A 15224-nucleotide genomic window follows, 5' to 3' on the forward strand; every position below is an offset into this window, starting at 1 on the left:
ATTCCGCTCGCCCCGGCCTGTTCACTGCGGCCCGCTCACTGCGGCCCGCGACCTGCGCCCCGCTCACTCCGGCCACCGTGGCCGACCGTCCGCCACCTCCGCGATGCGCAGGTGACGGACGGCCTCCAGCTCGTCGTCGGCGAGCAGGTCGGCGATCAGCGCGCGCGGGCCGAACACCTCGGTGGCGCTGAGGTCGCAGTTGGTGAGGACGAACCAGGAGCGGTCCGCGGGCCACCAGTGCGCGGGGAACCGGAACCCCGAAGGATCGGCGTCGTGGTGGGCCACCGCCTCGTCCAGACGCCCGCGGTGGGCCTCGACCGGTGCCATCAGGTCCTCGATCGCCGCCGAGGCGAAGCAGCAGGCCGTCCCCCGCCCGTCGGCGCTGTGCCGGGCGAGCACGTCCACCAGCCGGGCCAGGCAGTCCCGGTCCGGCGCCCCGAGCTGCGGGTACTCGACCTCGCCCGCCGGCTTGACCCGGTCGTCGAACACCAGGTACGACAGGGTGCCCGGCCAGTCCGCGAGCCGCCGCCCGGCGCCCGCCAGCGCCTCGGACCAGCGCACTCGCCGCCCGTCCACCCGCAGGGTGTGCAGCACCCAGCAGCGGTCCGCGAAGCCGTGCTCGGGGGCGTTCGGCTCGTAGCCCAGCACGGCGTCCGGCTCCTCCAGCAGCGGGCGCAGCCCGTCCAGACCGTCCGCGTCCGGCACCCGTTCCATCGCAACCGCCCCTTTCCCGGCGCCGAAACCGGTGCTCCGCGCCGGTGCGCCCGGGCGAGGATAGCGCCCTGCTCCTCCTCCCCCCGCTGATGGAGGCTCCGACGCCATGCCCGCACCGCCTCCGCCTCCGCCCCCACCGTGCGGCCTGACCTGGAGTCAGGGTCAGCATCCACTCGTCGTGATAAATCGGTTGCGAACCAGCCCGTGCGCGTGAAAGCGTACGAACACCCGTGCAGGACCAGCGTGTTCAGGAAGGAGGCCCGCCATGACCAGTGGCATACGATTCGCCGCCGTACCGGGCCTCGTGCTCGGTGACACCCAGGCTCGCGCTTCGACGCGTGAGCCGCACCCGGCCTGACGTCCGCGCCCGCCACCACGGCGGCGCCCTCGCTCGGCGCACTGCCGCTCACCTCCTCGTCGAAGTGCTCTTCGTGCCCCCTTGCACGTTCGACCACGAGGAGCCCCGGTGTCCGACATCTACCGGCCCACCACCGTTGCCCTGCTCACCCTCTCCGCTCTGTCCGCCCGCTGGCGCAGCGAGAACGGCACACCCCCGCCGCGCCGCCTGATCATCGCCGACGACAGCCTGCGCGCCGATGCCGCCCACCGGCTCGCCTGCGAGGGCACCTCCCTGCTCTGGAAAGGCGACTATCCCGGCGCGCTCCGACTCCTGAACGCCATGCGCCGCCGCGCCGAGCGGCGCCGACCCCGATCCGCACCCGACTCCCCGGCCGATGCCTTCCGGCGGCACCGCCAGGAGCGCGCCCGCCTCGCGCGCATCCTCGGCATGCTGCTGGTGCCGCTCGACGCGGACCACCGTGTCCCGCTGCACCGGGCACCCGATGTCCGCGAGGCCTGCCTGGCGGCCTACGGACCGCTCCTTGAGAACAGCATCGTGTCGCTGCGCGAGCTCCTCGGCGTGATCGGCGCCCAGCAGTGGCGCCTCCGGGGTGTCGAGGTCCCCGCACTCGGCGCCCGTATCCACCCGCACTACGGGGTGTTCCCGCCGACCCGGGGCGAGTACGTCGACCTCGTCGCCCGGGCCCCGCTGCCGCCCGCCGCTCTCCGCCCCACCGCCGCGGGCCACCCCCTCGCCCTCGACCTCGGCACCGGGACGGGCGTGTTGGCCGCCGTCCTCGCCAAGCGCGGCCTGCGCCGGGTGCTGGTCACCGACGCCAACCCGCGCGCACTCGCCTGTGCCCAGGACAACGCCCACCGCCTCGGGCTCGCCGACCGCATCGAGGCCGCCGGCACCGCCCTCTACCCGCCGGGCGACGACCGGGCTGCCCTGGTCGTCTGCAATCCCCCGTGGCTGCCGGGCCGGGCGGCCTCCGCCCTCGACCAGGGTGTCTACGACCCGGACAGCCGGATGCTCCACGGCTTCCTCGACGGCCTGGCCCGCCGTCTGCTGCCCGGCGGGGAGGGCTGGCTCGTCCTCTCCGACCTGGCCGAACTCCTCGGCCTGCGCTCCCGCGCCGACCTGCTCGGTGCGATCAGCGGGGCCGGTCTGCGCGTCACCGGCCGCCTCGACACCGTGCCCCGTCACCCCCGGGCCACTGCGCTCGCCCCGGCCGACGCCCCGACCGAGGCCACGGCCGACCTGCTCCAGGCTGCCCGCACCGCCGAGGTCACCTCGCTCTGGCGGCTGGCGCCCTCGTGACTCCCAGCCATGCCCCGAGCACGCCGCGGACCGGCGGTCCGCTGCGCTGTGCACCCTGACCCCGACCTACCTAACCTGGAGAGGAGGAGGCGAATCACCATGCTGGGAGACGCACCGGTGCTGGCCATGATTCCCGCCGCCGATCTGGCGCGGGCCAAGGCCTTCTACACCGACACCCTGGGCCTGAAGCTCGTCGAGGAGACTGCGGAGGATCTCACCTTCGAGAGCGGCGGCATCCTGTTCGGCATGTACGAGACACCGAGCGGTGGCCAGGCCGCGCACACCCTGGCCAGCTTCAAGGTCGCTGACCTCGACGGCGAGATGTCGGCGCTCCGCTCACGCGGCATCACCTTCGAGGACTACGACTTCCCCGGTCTGAAGACCGTCGACGGTGTCGCCGAGGGCAGCGACGGCCTGCGTGCGGCCTGGTTCAAGGACAGCGAAGGAAACATCCTCTGCGTGGCCGAGAAGCCCAAGAAGTAGACGTCGCGGCGCGCCGCCGGTCGGCGGCGCGCACCCGCCCCGGTCAACCGCCCTGCTTTGCACGGTCGTTCAGCCGGGCGACGAAGACTCCATCCCCGTCGGTGCCCGGTCCGCTCGGCGCGAGCAGCCAGGCACCGACGGGGCGGGCCGGCGACGGGGGGGGCGGGCCGGCGACGGACCGGGGCCCCGGGCGGTCAGCGCCGCCCGCGCACCCGGCGCCACCCCGCCCGGGCGAAGGCGACCGGGTCGAACGAGCCCGGGCGGTCCCGGGTCAATGGGTAGCAGGCGAACCCGATCAGCGCCGCGCTGAAGTGGCCGACGCTGGTGTAGTCCCGGCTCTGCTGGACGCCGAGGCCGTAGACGACCAGCACCCCGAGCGCGTACAGCCCGCGCCAGGGCCGCACGATCAGGTAGGTGAGCACCGCGACCACCCCGGCGAGCGCGTAGCTGACCCCGTAGTCGAGGGTGTAGACGGCCTTCGGCGGGGCGAGGCCGCGGTGGATCGCCCAGCCGAGCACGCCCTCACTGAGGTAGGTCGCGCCGACGTGGGCGAGCATCGCGACCGAGATCCAGCGCAGCGTGCCCAGCCAGCGCTCGGCGGGTACGTGGAAGAGGTTGTAGAGCAGGAAGTAGACCGCCCACCCGCCGCCCGCTATCCACAGCGCGCTGGTCACCAGCACCCGGACCGGCGAGACCTGCAGGTGGTGCAGATTGGTCGACCGCCGCTCCAGGATGCGGTCCGCGGTCACCGGGTCGACGTGCCGGATGACCTGCGTGGTGACGAGCAGGATCGCCAGCCAGGTGTACGTCCCCGGCGCGCGCCGGACGTAGGCGCACACCGCGTGCGCGGCCCGCGACCACCGGGGCCGCCGGTGCGCCCCGGAGTCCCGGGAGGTACTGCCGGCCATCGACGCCTCCTCCCCCGCACTCTGCCGCCCGTCCCCCTCCCCGCCCGTCCCCCACGCCTCCCCACCCCTTCCCCCACCCTGGCCCGGCCCCACTGCCACCCGCCGCCGCGGCGGCCCGTACGGGTGATCCGGCCCCTCCCGCCGCTTGACGGCGGGCCCGACCCGACAGGTCCCGGCACGCTCCGCTGACGTACGCTGGCGATCCGATCCTCCCGGCCGGCCTCCCCGGCCACGCACCGGGCGTGCCGGTACCGGGAACCGCAGAACAAGGGCAGCAGGCACGATGAGCGAGCGCCTCGGGACGAGGACACCGACCGGCCCCACCGTCGCCCGACGCCCGGGCCTGAGAACCGCCGCCCGACGCCCGGGCCTGAGAACCGCCGCCCGACGCCCGGCCCTGAGAACCGCCGCCCGCCTGTGGCTCACCACGGCGTACGTCCTGCTGCTGACCGCGACGGCCTCCTGGCTCGCCAGTCAGAGCCACGCCGAGCGCGCCAGGTTCGTCCGCCACAACAGCAGCAACGTCCACCACATGGAAGTGGGCAAATGGTGGACCGTATTCACCAGCGGGCTGGTGGTCGACGGGGTGCCCGCCTGGGCGGGCATCGCGGCGGTCGCCGCCGTCCTGGGCCTGGCCGAGTGGCGCTGGGGCCCGGCCCGAGCCGCCGCTGTGTTCGTCTTCGGGCACCTGGGGGCCACCCTGCTCACCGAGGGCGCGATGTGGGTGATGCTGACCACCCACATCCCCGGCGCGCTCTCCCGAGCCCGGGACGTGGGCATCAGCTACGGCCTGGTCGCCACCGGCGCCTGCCTGCTCGCCTTGGGCCCGGTGCCGCTACGCCGCTACGGCCTGTCGGCGCTCGCCCTCGGCCTGGCCGCCGCCTGGGCGCTGGACCAGGAGCTGGCGGACGCCGGGCACCTGGTCGCCCTCGCCCTCGGTGTGCTCGCCTCCCGGACGGCCTGGCTGCGGGCCCGCGCTCCCCTGCCGCGCTGACACCGCAGCAGCGGCCGAGCCGGACTCCGCACGAGTCCGGCCCGGCCCTCCTGCCTCCCCACCCCTCCCTGCATGCTTTCCCGGCCCTGACCGGCCCTGACCGGCCCCGCCGCACCGCGTCCCCAGCCCGAGCCAAAGCCCACTCCAGCGCATGCTCTTGCATTACTCTGCAAATCTATGCCAGAGTTCGGGCATCGGATCGAATACGCCGAATCCCGTCACACATCGCTGAATCAGGGGCCCGCAGTGCGGGTCATAGGGTGCATCCATGTCGAAGGTCTTGAGCAAGCTGCCGGTCGGTGAACGGATCGGCATCGCATTCTCCGGTGGGTTGGACACCTCCGTCGCCGTCGCGTGGATGCGCGAGCACGGTGCCGTCCCGTACGCCTACACGGCCGACATCGGCCAGTACGACGAGCCCAACCTCGCCGACGTCCCGGCCCGGGGCCGCGCGTACGGCGCCGAGCAGGCGCGCCTGGTCGACTGCCGGGAGGCGCTGGTCGAGGAGGGCCTGGCCGCCCTCGCCTGCGGCGCCTTCCACATCCGCTCCGCCGGACAGACGTACTTCAATACCACCCCGCTCGGCCGCGCCGTGACGGGCACCCTGCTGGTCCGCGCCATGCAGGAGGACGGGGTGTCCATCTGGGGCGACGGCTCCACCTACAAGGGCAACGACATCGAGCGGTTCTACCGCTACGGCCTGCTCGCCAACCCCAACCTGCGGATCTACAAGCCGTGGCTGGACCAGGCCTTCGTCGACCAGCTCGGCGGCCGCAAGGAGATGTCCGAGTGGCTCGCCGAGCGCGACCTCCCCTACCGGGACTCCACCGAGAAGGCCTACTCCACCGACGCCAACATCTGGGGCGCCACCCACGAGGCCAAGCGGCTTGAGTACCTCGACACCTCGATGGAGATCGTCAGCCCGATCATGGGCGTGGCCTTCTGGGACCCGGCGGTCGAGATCCAGACCGAGGACATCACCGTCGAGTTCGAGTTCGGCCGCCCGGTCCGGATCAACGGGCAGGAGTTCGCCGGCGCCGTCGACCTGGTCCACGAGGCCAACCGGATCGGCGGGCGCCACGGTCTCGGGATGTCGGACCAGATCGAGAACCGGATCATCGAGGCCAAGAGCCGCGGCATCTACGAGGCCCCCGGCATGGCGCTGCTGCACATCGCCTACGAGCGGCTGCTCAACGCCATCCACAACGAGGACACCATCGCCACGTACCACACCCAGGGCCGCCGGCTGGGCCGGCTGCTCTACGAGGGCCGCTGGTTCGACCCGCAGTCGCTGATGCTCCGGGACAGCATCCAGCGCTGGATCGGCCACCCGGTCACCGGCAGCGTCACCCTGCGGCTGCGGCGCGGCCAGGACTACTCGGTCATCGACACCCAGGGCCCCAACTTCAGCTACCACCCGGAGAAGCTGTCGATGGAGCGCAGCGTGGACGCCGCGTTCGTCCCGGACGACCGCATCGGCCAGCTGACCATGCGCAACCTCGACATCGCCGACTCGCGCAGCAAGCTGGAGCAGTACGCGGTGCACGGCCAGCTGGCGCCGTGGAGCGGCCTGATCGGCGAGCTCGCCCCGGGCGGGGCCGCGCCGATCGCCGCGGGCACCGGCGACGAGGCGGAGTCCACCGCCCTCGACCACGCGGCAATCGAGTCCGGCACCGACTGACGGACACCGACGGGCCCGACAGACCCACCGCCCCCACGGAGGCCGCCGCACCACCCCGGTGCGGCGGCCTCGCCCGTCCCGCACCGTCGACCTCACCGCACCGCCGTCCTCACCGCACCGCCGTCCTCACCGCAGCCCTGGCCACCGCCGTTGCGCCCCTCCCACGGGCCTGCTCCCCCTCACCCGGACGGCCGAGTCGACCGTGCGCGCCGGGCCTCGCCGTAGCTGAATGGCGGACGTGCGCCCGGAGACGGGAAGGCGGGCACCGGGATGGGTGAAGCGGTCGGTTCGATGCTGGCCTCGGCGGTGGCGATCGCGTTCAGCCCGCTGCCGCTGATCACCGTGGTCCTGATCCTGGCCACCCCGCGCGGCCGGACCAACGGGCTCGCCTTCGCGGCCGGCTGGGCGCTCGGCCTCGCCGCTCCGGTGGCCGCCGTCCTGGCGGCCGGTACGGCCTTGAACCGGACCGAGCCTCTTGCCACCTGGTCGTCCTGGGTCAAGCTCGGCCTGGGCGTGCTGCTCGTCCTCTCCGCCGCGCAACAGTGGCACGACCGGCCACGGGCGGGGCACATCACGGCTCCGCCGAGCTGGTTACGGGCCGTCGACCGCTACACCGCCGCCAGGTCCGCCGGCCTCGGCCTCACGCTGGTCGGGCGCAGCCCGAAGACGCTGCTGCCGGCTCTCGGCGGGGCCGTCTCGATCGTCGCCACCGGGACCGGAGCCGGAACCGCCACCGCCACCGCCGCCACCACCGGCGTCGGAACCGAGGCGGTGGCAGCGGCACTCATGGTGGTGATCGCTTCGCTCTGCACGCTCCTGCCGCTCGCGGTCCGGCTGCGCGGCGGGGAGCATTCCGCCCGGCGCCTCGGCGAGTGGAGGGCCTGGACATCCGCCCACAGCTCTGCGGTCCTGATCACGGTCCCGGCCGTACTGGGCACCGGCTACGTGGGCGACGCCATCTCCGGACTCACCTGATCACCGCCGCCAGAGACCCCGTCACCGTATCCGCACCACACCACGCCCCCGCACCGCCCGGACACCCAGCCGCACCGGCTCCGCCCTCGGCCGCGCTGCCAGCGCCTCCCGGAGCGTCAGCAGGATCTCCCCGTCGTAGCGCTCCGCCAGCACCCGGGCCAGCTCGGCCGCGCCGCCCGGCCGTACGTCGGGTGCCAGGTCCGGCAGTCGGCCGGGGGCGCTGAGGTCCTGGGCCTGGGCGGCCCACCGGGCCGCGTCGTGCCGCTCGCCCTCGGCCGTGTAGTGCACGGCGAGGCAGTGCACGGCCAGCTGGTCCCCGTACTGGGCGGCGATCCGCCACCAGAACACGCCGTCCGCCGCCCGGCCCAGGCCGTAGAGCAGGCAGCCGAGGGTACGGAAGGCGGTCTTCTCGGCGAGTTCGAGGTCCAGGGCCAGCTCCCCCGCTTCCACCGCGCCCGTCACGCCCGCGCACAGGTGCCGGAGGTCCCGCCGGAGCTCCGCTCGCCCTCCGCCCCAGGGTGGCTGGCCCGAAGCCGGCCCCGAGCCGACACCCGGTCCCACGCCCGGCCCCACACCCGATCCTCCCCCCGGGCCCGACCCGGGCCCCGAGCCCCAACCGAGACCCGAGCCTGCGCCGACCGCCGTCCCGGCCCCCGGGTTCGGCCCGGCCGCCGGGGCGTGCGGCGGCCGGGCGCCCGCCGGCGGACGGGCCGGGCGCTCCCGGACGGCCGGCGTGGGACGACGGGCAGCGGCGAGCCGTTCGGCCAACCGCCGGGTGAAGGCCACCGGGTCGTGGTCGTCGAACTCCCGCTCCAGCTCGGCGGAGTGCGCGCGCAGCACCTCCACGACCCGCACGCCCCCGACCCGCACGCCCCCGCCCCGCACGCCCCCGCCCCTCACGTCTCCGCCCCGCCGTCGTCCTCCGGGTGCTCCAGCAGGTACTCCAGGTGCCGCCGCCCGAGGCTGTAGTAGGTGCGGGCGGTCGTGTGCGCGATGCCGAGCGACCGGCCGATGTCGTGGTACGACAGGCCCGCCTGGCGCAGCCGGACCACGTCGGCCTGGCCCGGCGCGGCCCGCGCGAGTTCGTCCATCGCCCAGTCCAGGGCGTCCAGTTCGGCGAGTTCGTTCAGCTCGTCCTGGCTGGTGTCGGGGCGGCGCTGGGCGATCACCCGCAGCCGTTTGCGTTCGGTGCGGCGGCGCTCGCGCAGGACGTCGACCACCGCGTCCTTCACGATCTTGAAGGCGAAGGCCTGCGGATCGGCGCTGGCCAGGGCGCGGCGCCAGTTCTTGTAGAGCGTCGCACCGGCGTTCTGGACCGCGTCCTGGGCGTCCTCGCGGTGTCGCAGGCGCTGCTGGGCGTAGCGGAGGTAGCCGGAGTTCTCTCGGGTGTAGAAGACCTCGAAGTCGGTCGGCAGGTCGCCGAGCGGGTCCGCCCGCAGGCCCCGCTCCCCGCCCGGCCCGGGAGTGTTCACGCACGCCCCCCTTTTCTGGGTCAGCTGGCCGGCCCACCGGGTGGCACGCCGACGGCCCCTGGGGGCTCGTGGTGTAACCGTCCGGGAGGCGCGGGATGTTGACCGGATCGGGCGGACAATTGGCGAACGATTCCGTTCACTTTCGAACGCTGCCGCTGACCTGCCGATTCGGGCTCACCGACGCCGCCGCAACCCACTTCACGTGACCCAGATCACACCGCACGACAGGCCGGCTTGACAAGCCCCGGAACCGCACGACACCCACCCCTACGGCGCCGGCTCCACCGCCGCCGAGTCCAGCGCGCCCGTCACCCGCTCCAGCAGCCCGCGCAGTGCGGCCAGGTCCTCGACCGGCAGCCCGGTCGCCGCGAGCAGCCGGCGCGGGACCTGTCCGGCCCGCTCGCGCAGCACCGACCCCTCGGGCGTGAGCCGGACGGTGACCGAGCGCTCGTCCTCCGGGCTGCGCTCGCGGCTCACCAGGCCGGCCGCCTCCAGCCGCTTGAGCAGCGGGGAGAGGGTGCCCGAGTCGAGCCGCAGGCGCTCGCCGATCCGCTTGACGGGCAGCTCGCCGTCCTCCCAGAGCACCAGCATGACGAGGTACTGGGGGTAGGTCAGCCCGAGGTCCTTGAGCAGCACCCGGTAGACGCCGCCGAAGGCGCGGGAGGCCGCGTTGAGCGAGAAGCAGATCTGCTGGTCGAGGCGGAGCAGTTCCTCGTCCGCCATGCCGGGGAGCGTGGTCATGGCTCCATGGTACCGATCACGCTCGCACGACTTAGTTGTGCGCAATTGAATTGCGTGCTCTACTTGTCTCACGGCAGGGCACGAGCGGACCGCCAGAACGACGACCGCGACGACCCGGGCCCTGGCCGATCCGAGCAACCGCAGCACCAGCAACCGCAGCACCACGAAGGGAACCGACCATGGACGCGCTCTACACCGCAGCCGCCACCGCCAACGGCCGGGAGGGCCGTGCCGTCAGCTCCGACGGGCAGCTGGACCTCGCGCTGGCGATGCCGGCGGCGCTCGGCGGCAACGGTCAGGGCACCAACCCCGAGCAGCTGTTCGCGGCCGGCTACGCCGCCTGCTTCGCCAGCGCCCTCGGCCTGGTCGGCCGCCAGGCGCGGGTGGACACCAGCGAGGTCTCGGTCACCGCCGAGGTGTCCATCGGCAAGGACGGCGCCGGCTTCGGCCTCGCCGTCGTGCTCCGCGTCGAGCTGCCCGAGTCCCTCGCGGGCGAGACCGGCGAGCTGCTGGTCAAGCAGGCCCACGAGGTGTGCCCGTACTCCCGCGCCACCCGGGGCAACATCCCGGTCGAGCTCGTCGTCGAGTAAGCACCCGCCCCTTCACCTCGGGCAGCCGTCCGGCCCCGGAGCCGTACCGGCTCCGACCGTCGGACCGACGACACCGGGCCCGCCGCAGGAATCCTGCGGCGGGCCCGGTGCTGTCCGAAGCACTCCGACCGAGCCGTCCCCGACCGGACGCCGCCGGCTACGAGCCGCCCGGATCAGCCGGGCCGATCGCCCGGAGCGGCGGCCTGACCACCCGGCCCGTTCGCCGAGCGCAGCGTCTCCAGCCGGTGCCGGTACTCCTCCGCGTCGATCTCGCCCCTCGCGAACCGCTCCGCGAGCAGTTGCTCCGGCGTCGGCCCCGCTGCCCACCCGCGCGCACCGCCCGGCCCGGGCCCCGCGACACCCGCAACTGTCGACCCGTGCGGGAGGGGCTGCCGCGTGCGGGAGAGGTACCGGACCAGGGCGACAGCCAGCAGTACGAGCACCGCCAGGACCAGCAGCGTCCCGATCGCCATCAGCCCGATGCCCCAGCCGCCAACGCCGTGTCCGTGCCCGAACCCATGCCAGTGCCTCATCAGGACCTCCTCCTCCGGCCCCGTCGGGGCCCGCCGAGGTGACCGGCGCTTCAGGGCGCATCCGACAGGAACGCCCTATCACCATCCTGCGCCCGGCAGCGGTGAAAGCGCCGTGAAGAAAGCCTGAGAAAAACGTTCCGGCGCCCAGGTGAACGCCCACGAGGTAGCGTGCCGCCCGTGACCCAGTACCCGCGGACGGCCCACCACCCCCCGGAGGACGGCCGCCCCCCCGAGCAGCTCGTCGCCGCCGGCGTGCTGCGTCGACACGCGGACCCCAGCCCCCACCCCACGCTCGGCCACTGCCCGATCGCCTATGTCTCCACCGCACTCTGGGCCGAACTGACCGCCCTCGCCATCGCACCGTCCGCCGCCGAGGCCACCGCCACCGCCCTGCTGCGCACGCTCGCCGCACAGGCCGTGGACGCGGCCCTCGCCCCGGGCAACGAGCGCGCCCCGCGCAACGACCTCTACGTGACGGACCCCGCCCACATCGGGCCGAACCGCCGGGCGGTCTGGTTCCAGCGCCACGGCCCGCACGGCCCGATCACCGCCGCCTTCGCTCCCTGAGTCACGAGGACCGAGCACCGAGCACCAAGCTCCGAGCCGCAAGCCCGAGGCCCGACGCCCGGGACCCACCCCGGCCTCAGCGCTCGACCTGCAGGCTATGGCAGACCCAGCTGAGCCGGTCCGGCCCGCCGATCGGCGGCCGGTCATGGTAAGTCCCGTCCGCCACCGACAGGTTGACGATCAGGTACGCGTGCCACCCGGCCCCCACCCCGTGCAGGTCCGCGTAGACCAGCTCGTCCGCCACGTACCAGTCCACCGAGTGCGCGCCGAGCACCGCCCGCAGGTCGAAGGTCGCCCCGGGGGCGATCCCGGCGCCGCCGCCGTGCCAGTAGCGGAAGCCGCCGCGGACGTGGTTGGAGATCTCCAACAGGTCGGGGTTGTCCGGGTGGTACTCGAAGACGTCGACCTCGTTGCCGCCGTCCCGCCAGGTCCAGATCGCCGGCCAGGCGCCCAGTTCGACGGGCAGCGTGACCCGCGCCGACAGCACGTCCCCGGTACGGACCTGGAAACCGTCCGGACTGCCCTCGGTGGTCAGCAGGTTGCAGTTCCACAGCCCGCCGTTGTGCCGCCGGGTCGCGGTGAACACTCCGCCGGGGCAGTACCCGCGGCTGAGGTAGTCGAGCTTGTGGTCGCTCCGGTTGGTGGGCCCCATCCTGGGGTACGCGCTGCTGCGCCCCGCGATCCACTGCCTGGTCGAAGTGAAGTCAGCGTCGAACACGACTGCCACGGCTGCCTCCCCGGTGCTCCGGCGCCCCGGCAGTCCGATCGGCCGGGCACACAGAGTGAGTTACCCGATACGCTCCGCTGTATGCGAAGCGGACCACGCGGGTCCGAGAGTCGGGTACGAGAGCCGGGGTACGAGACCGGGGTACGACCGCCGGATCAGCCGACCGCCGCCGCGCCCCCGGCGCCGAGCCGGTCGGTGACCGAGACCACGCCGTCGACCGAGCGGCACAGGTTGAGCACGATCGGCACCAGGTGCGGCTCGGGCACCGTGCCGCTGAGCACCACCCGCCCCTGGTTGACCTCCACCCCGATCTCCGCCGGGCTGACGCCCTCGATCCGGCCGAGCACCTCCTCGACGATGTCCCGGCGGATCACCATGTCCTCGCGCAGGAACACCCGCAGCAGGTCGCCCCGGCTGACCATGCCGATGACGCGGCCCTCCTCGTCGAGCACCGGCAGCCGCTTCAGCCCGTGCCGGCTCATCATCCGGGCCGCCGCGACCACACTGGTGCCGGGCGTGGTGCACACCGGCTGGGTCGTCATCAGGTCGGCGGCGGTGACGGCGCCGTCCGGGCCGGCCTTCGCCGACTCGGGCGCCGGCAGCAGGCTGCCCGGGTCCTCCTGCGCGGCCAGGGTGCGCAGCAGGTCGGCCTCCGAGACCACGCCGAGCGGACGGCCCTCCGGGTCCACCACCGGCATCCCGGTGATGTCGTACTCGCTGAGCAGCGTCACGATCTCCTGGAAGCCGGTCTCGGGCGAGACCAGGACCACGGGGCTGGTCATCACGGATTCGACGGTGGCATGCCGCACGCCGGTTCACCTCGTCCAACGGTGCTGGTCCGACCGGGCGCGGATCGTCCCGGCCGGTACCGGCAGCATGGCGCGCGGCCGGCCGAACCGCCAGGGGCCAAGGGGCCGAACGGGTGGGACCTTGGACCCCGCCCCGCAGGCACGGCCCTGACAGGGGCTCTACCAGCCGCAACCGGGGCACCGACGCCACCGAGCGCCTGAAGTTGCCGAGCGTCCTCGGCCACCAGGCCTTCACCCGCCGACCGCCGCACGCACGTCGGCTGCCTCACGCCCGCCACCCGCACGTCGGCCGCCTCACGCCCGCCGCCTCAGCTCGGTCGCCCCGGACGGCGCAACCATCACATGATCGACTCGTTGGACCGTCCACCACGACAGCACCACGGCTTCCGGGAGGTCCCCCTTGGCAGGACGGACGGTGGGCGCGGCACCGCCGGCCCGGGGCGGGGCGGCGCGGCCGGTGGCGCAGGCGGAGGCCGCCCTGGTGCGCCACTACCGCAGGCTGGTCCGACTCGCCTACCTGGCGCTGCCCGCCGACCGGGACCGGCACAGCAGGGTGCTCGCCGCCCATGCCGTCGTGCAGCGCGCCCTGCCCTTCCGCTGGACCCGCCGTACCGAACCGGCCGCCGCCGAGGCCGAGGCCGATCCGGTCTACGCCGAGCTGCGCCTGCGGGTCCTGCGCGCCGCGCTGCGGCCCCGCCCCGCCGGGCGTCTGCTGGCACCGCGGGCCTGGGGCCTGCGACTGTTCACCCCGCACGGCGGCGAGGAGGACGCGGCGCTGGACCGCGCGCTCGCGGCACTGGACGCCCCGCCCCGGGCGGCCTTCGCGCTGCGGGCGGTCGAGGGGCTGGACGCCGAGCAGGCCGCCACGGTGCTGCGGCAGGCCGGGGCGGCGCGGCCGGAGGAGGCGGTCGACGCCGCCGCCGGGGTGCCGTGCGGTCCGGACCCGGAGCCCTCCGCCTTCGACCCGTGCGCCGTCCGGGTCCAGCCCACCGATCTGCTGCGCCGCCGCCGGACGCTGACCGCCGCACTGGCGGTCGGGGTGCTCGGGTTCACCACCACGGCGGCCGTGCTGGGCGGCTCCGGCCCCGCCGCACCCGCCCCTCCGGCCTCCGCCGTTCCCCCGGGAGCCGCCGACCCGGCCCGCCTGGTCCGGGTCGCCCCGGACGCCTGGCAGCACACCGCCCGGGTCGACTTCTCCGCCTGGCCCGCCCGAGGCGACCGCCGCGAGGACGGCGCACTGCTCGGCCGCGCGCTGACCGCCTGGGCGCAGCCCGGCCCGCCCAGCCGCGCCGAGCCCGGTACGGACCCCGCCCCGCCGGTCGAGGCACCGCACCTGCTGTTCGCCGGGACGGTGGACGGCACCGGCGTGGTGGTGCTGTACGACGGGCGGCGGATCGCCCGCTACACGGATGCCCCGGACGGCGGCCCGGACGGCGGCCTGGACCTCGCCCGGGCGGACGACTCGGACGTGACCACCGCGGGCGCGCTGGCCCTGCGCCGCCAGGGCGCCACGGTCCGGTACCTGCTGGCCCCCTGGGTGGACTCCGCCGAGCTCCGCCGGATCGACCAACCCGACGCCCCCGCCCGGCCGTTGGACCACCCCGAGGCCGTCACGGGCCCGGTCCCCGGCGGCGGACCGGCCGACTGTCGGGGCGCCACGCTGCTGCAGCTGCACTCCTCCCCCGTGATCGCCGAGAAGCACGCCTTCCTGCTGGCCGACCTGGGCGGCCTCGTCCCCGCCCACCTCACCTACTCCCCGCCGCCGGACCGCAGCCCGGTCGACCGGCCCCAGGCCCCCCAGTCCGACCGCGCCACCTCCGACCGCTCCCAAGCCGCTCAGCCCGCCCTGTCCGCTCAGCCCGCCCTCGCATCCCGCGAGGCGACCGCCCAGGACGCGCTGCAGGCCTGGGCCCGTACGGGCTGCGCCGTCCCGGACGGCACGCCGGGCGTCAAACAGCTCGACCTGTGGGCCTTCGCCGTCCAGCCGCTGCCGCAGAACGCGGGCTCGGCCGCCTGGGTCTGCCTGCGCGCCGACCGCTGGAACGGCGAGGGCAGCGCCGCCACCGCGGTCGTCCTGCCGGGCGCGCGCGGTCCGCAGCGCACCGGCGGCGGTCCGGGCCGGGCGTGCAGCCGGTTCGAGCAGGACACGGTGGCCTGGACGTGGTGGCGCTCCCCGCAGGGTTCGGAGTACCTGCTCGTGGCGGGCAGCCGCCGGGTCACCCGGTTCACCGTCAAGGGCCAGGACTGGTCCGCCGACCGGCCCGCGCCGGACCACCTCCTCGCCGTCGAACGCCCCTCCCGGGCGGCCGTCCAGGTGGAGGCGCTCCTCGACAACGGCGGCCGCATCGGCCCGCCCCACTGAGCCCCGCC

General features: G+C 74.6%; 16 protein-coding genes. 8 read left to right on the plus strand and 8 right to left on the minus strand.

Features of this window, described 5'->3' with window-relative positions:
- Positions 1–63: 63 nt before the first annotated feature.
- A complete protein-coding gene (locus BX285_RS35645) occupies positions 64–714 on the minus strand; it encodes a hypothetical protein (protein WP_121179658.1) in 651 nt (216 codons plus the stop codon).
- A 466-nt stretch (positions 715–1180) separates the two neighbouring features.
- On the opposite strand from BX285_RS35645, the gene BX285_RS35650 reads away from it, so the two are divergent.
- Both BX285_RS35650 and BX285_RS35655 read left to right on the plus strand, forming a co-directional pair.
- Positions 1181–2374 (plus strand): class I SAM-dependent methyltransferase, encoded by a 1194-nt coding sequence (locus tag BX285_RS35650; protein ID WP_121179659.1) that lies wholly within the window; start codon positions 1181–1183, stop codon positions 2372–2374.
- Positions 2375–2473: 99 nt separating this feature from the next.
- Positions 2474–2857 (plus strand): VOC family protein, encoded by a 384-nt coding sequence (locus tag BX285_RS35655; RefSeq protein WP_097234620.1) that lies wholly within the window; start codon positions 2474–2476, stop codon positions 2855–2857.
- Positions 2858–3051: 194 nt separating this feature from the next.
- Here the strand turns inward: BX285_RS35655 and BX285_RS35665 are convergent, their stop codons facing one another.
- Positions 3052–3765, minus strand: coding sequence for a rhomboid-like protein (locus BX285_RS35665; protein ID WP_259471000.1), 714 nt, complete (start codon positions 3763–3765; stop codon positions 3052–3054).
- A gap of 283 nt (positions 3766–4048) precedes the next feature.
- On the opposite strand from BX285_RS35665, the gene BX285_RS35670 reads away from it, so the two are divergent.
- The 3 genes from BX285_RS35670 (at position 4049) to BX285_RS35680 (ending at position 7415) form a co-directional block, all read left to right on the plus strand.
- Positions 4049–4759: a rhomboid-like protein gene (locus tag BX285_RS35670; RefSeq protein ID WP_259471001.1), complete on the plus strand. Its 711-nt coding sequence runs from the start codon at positions 4049–4051 to the stop codon at positions 4757–4759.
- 268 nt (positions 4760–5027) lie between these two features.
- Positions 5028–6440: an argininosuccinate synthase gene (gene argG, locus BX285_RS35675; RefSeq protein WP_121179661.1), complete on the plus strand. Its 1413-nt coding sequence runs from the start codon at positions 5028–5030 to the stop codon at positions 6438–6440.
- A gap of 270 nt (positions 6441–6710) precedes the next feature.
- Positions 6711–7415: a GAP family protein gene (locus tag BX285_RS35680; RefSeq protein WP_097234622.1), complete on the plus strand. Its 705-nt coding sequence runs from the start codon at positions 6711–6713 to the stop codon at positions 7413–7415.
- A 21-nt stretch (positions 7416–7436) separates the two neighbouring features.
- Here BX285_RS35680 and BX285_RS37010 read toward each other — a convergent pair whose 3' ends face one another.
- The 3 genes from BX285_RS37010 to BX285_RS35695 form a co-directional block, all read right to left on the minus strand.
- Positions 7437–8300 (minus strand): hypothetical protein, encoded by an 864-nt coding sequence (locus BX285_RS37010; protein ID WP_147465303.1) that lies wholly within the window; start codon positions 8298–8300, stop codon positions 7437–7439.
- Positions 8301–8311: 11 nt separating this feature from the next.
- Positions 8312–8887: an RNA polymerase sigma factor gene (locus tag BX285_RS35690; protein WP_183107364.1), complete on the minus strand. Its 576-nt coding sequence runs from the start codon at positions 8885–8887 to the stop codon at positions 8312–8314.
- 267 nt (positions 8888–9154) lie between these two features.
- Positions 9155–9628, minus strand: a complete 474-nt coding sequence (locus tag BX285_RS35695) for a MarR family winged helix-turn-helix transcriptional regulator (protein WP_097234625.1) — start codon at positions 9626–9628, stop codon at positions 9155–9157.
- Between the two features lie 179 nt (positions 9629–9807).
- Here BX285_RS35695 and BX285_RS35700 point away from each other — a divergent pair, with 179 nt between their 5' ends.
- Positions 9808–10218: an organic hydroperoxide resistance protein gene (locus tag BX285_RS35700; RefSeq protein WP_097234626.1), complete on the plus strand. Its 411-nt coding sequence runs from the start codon at positions 9808–9810 to the stop codon at positions 10216–10218.
- A 173-nt stretch (positions 10219–10391) separates the two neighbouring features.
- On the opposite strand, the gene BX285_RS35705 is transcribed toward BX285_RS35700, so the two are convergent.
- The gene (locus tag BX285_RS35705) at positions 10392–10751 is read right to left on the minus strand and encodes an SHOCT domain-containing protein (protein WP_097234627.1); all 360 of its coding nucleotides are present in this window, start codon (positions 10749–10751) and stop codon (positions 10392–10394) included.
- A gap of 177 nt (positions 10752–10928) precedes the next feature.
- Here BX285_RS35705 and BX285_RS35710 point away from each other — a divergent pair, with 177 nt between their 5' ends.
- Complete coding sequence (locus tag BX285_RS35710) at positions 10929–11318, plus strand: hypothetical protein (RefSeq protein WP_121179664.1); 390 nt, start codon at positions 10929–10931, stop codon at positions 11316–11318.
- A gap of 76 nt (positions 11319–11394) precedes the next feature.
- On the opposite strand, the gene BX285_RS35715 is transcribed toward BX285_RS35710, so the two are convergent.
- On the minus strand, positions 11395–12045 hold the full coding sequence (locus BX285_RS35715; protein WP_121179665.1) for a beta-glucanase: 651 nt from the start codon (positions 12043–12045) through the stop codon (positions 11395–11397).
- A 155-nt stretch (positions 12046–12200) separates the two neighbouring features.
- On the minus strand, positions 12201–12827 hold the full coding sequence (locus BX285_RS35720; protein ID WP_259471036.1) for a CBS domain-containing protein: 627 nt from the start codon (positions 12825–12827) through the stop codon (positions 12201–12203).
- Between the two features lie 427 nt (positions 12828–13254).
- Between BX285_RS35720 and BX285_RS37810 the strand changes: the two genes are divergently transcribed.
- Positions 13255–15216 carry a hypothetical protein gene (locus BX285_RS37810; RefSeq protein ID WP_259471003.1) on the plus strand — a complete coding sequence of 654 codons (1962 nt, stop codon included), beginning with the start codon at positions 13255–13257 and terminating at the stop codon, positions 15214–15216.
- The last annotated feature ends 8 nt before the right edge of the window (positions 15217–15224 follow it).

It is taken from the genome of Streptomyces sp. 1114.5 (assembly GCF_003635085.1).
Taxonomy (GTDB): Bacteria; Actinomycetota; Actinomycetes; order Streptomycetales; family Streptomycetaceae; genus Kitasatospora.

Excerpts from the sequence above, each read along its gene's own strand:
- BX285_RS35645 (WP_121179658.1), bottom strand. The coding sequence starts at position 714 with ATGGAACGGGTGCCGGACGCGGACGGTCTGGACGGGCTGCGCCCGCTG.
- BX285_RS35655 (WP_097234620.1), top strand. The coding sequence starts at position 2,474 with ATGCTGGGAGACGCACCGGTGCTGGCCATGATTCCCGCCGCCGATCTG.
- BX285_RS35665 (WP_259471000.1), bottom strand. The coding sequence starts at position 3,765 with ATGGCCGGCAGTACCTCCCGGGACTCCGGGGCGCACCGGCGGCCCCGG.
- BX285_RS35670 (WP_259471001.1), top strand. The coding sequence starts at position 4,049 with ATGAGCGAGCGCCTCGGGACGAGGACACCGACCGGCCCCACCGTCGCC.
- argG (WP_121179661.1), top strand. The coding sequence starts at position 5,028 with ATGTCGAAGGTCTTGAGCAAGCTGCCGGTCGGTGAACGGATCGGCATC.
- BX285_RS35680 (WP_097234622.1), top strand. The coding sequence starts at position 6,711 with ATGGGTGAAGCGGTCGGTTCGATGCTGGCCTCGGCGGTGGCGATCGCG.
- BX285_RS35695 (WP_097234625.1), bottom strand. The coding sequence starts at position 9,628 with ATGACCACGCTCCCCGGCATGGCGGACGAGGAACTGCTCCGCCTCGAC.
- BX285_RS35700 (WP_097234626.1), top strand. The coding sequence starts at position 9,808 with ATGGACGCGCTCTACACCGCAGCCGCCACCGCCAACGGCCGGGAGGGC.
- BX285_RS35705 (WP_097234627.1), bottom strand. The coding sequence starts at position 10,751 with ATGAGGCACTGGCATGGGTTCGGGCACGGACACGGCGTTGGCGGCTGG.
- BX285_RS35720 (WP_259471036.1), bottom strand. The coding sequence starts at position 12,827 with ATGACCAGCCCCGTGGTCCTGGTCTCGCCCGAGACCGGCTTCCAGGAG.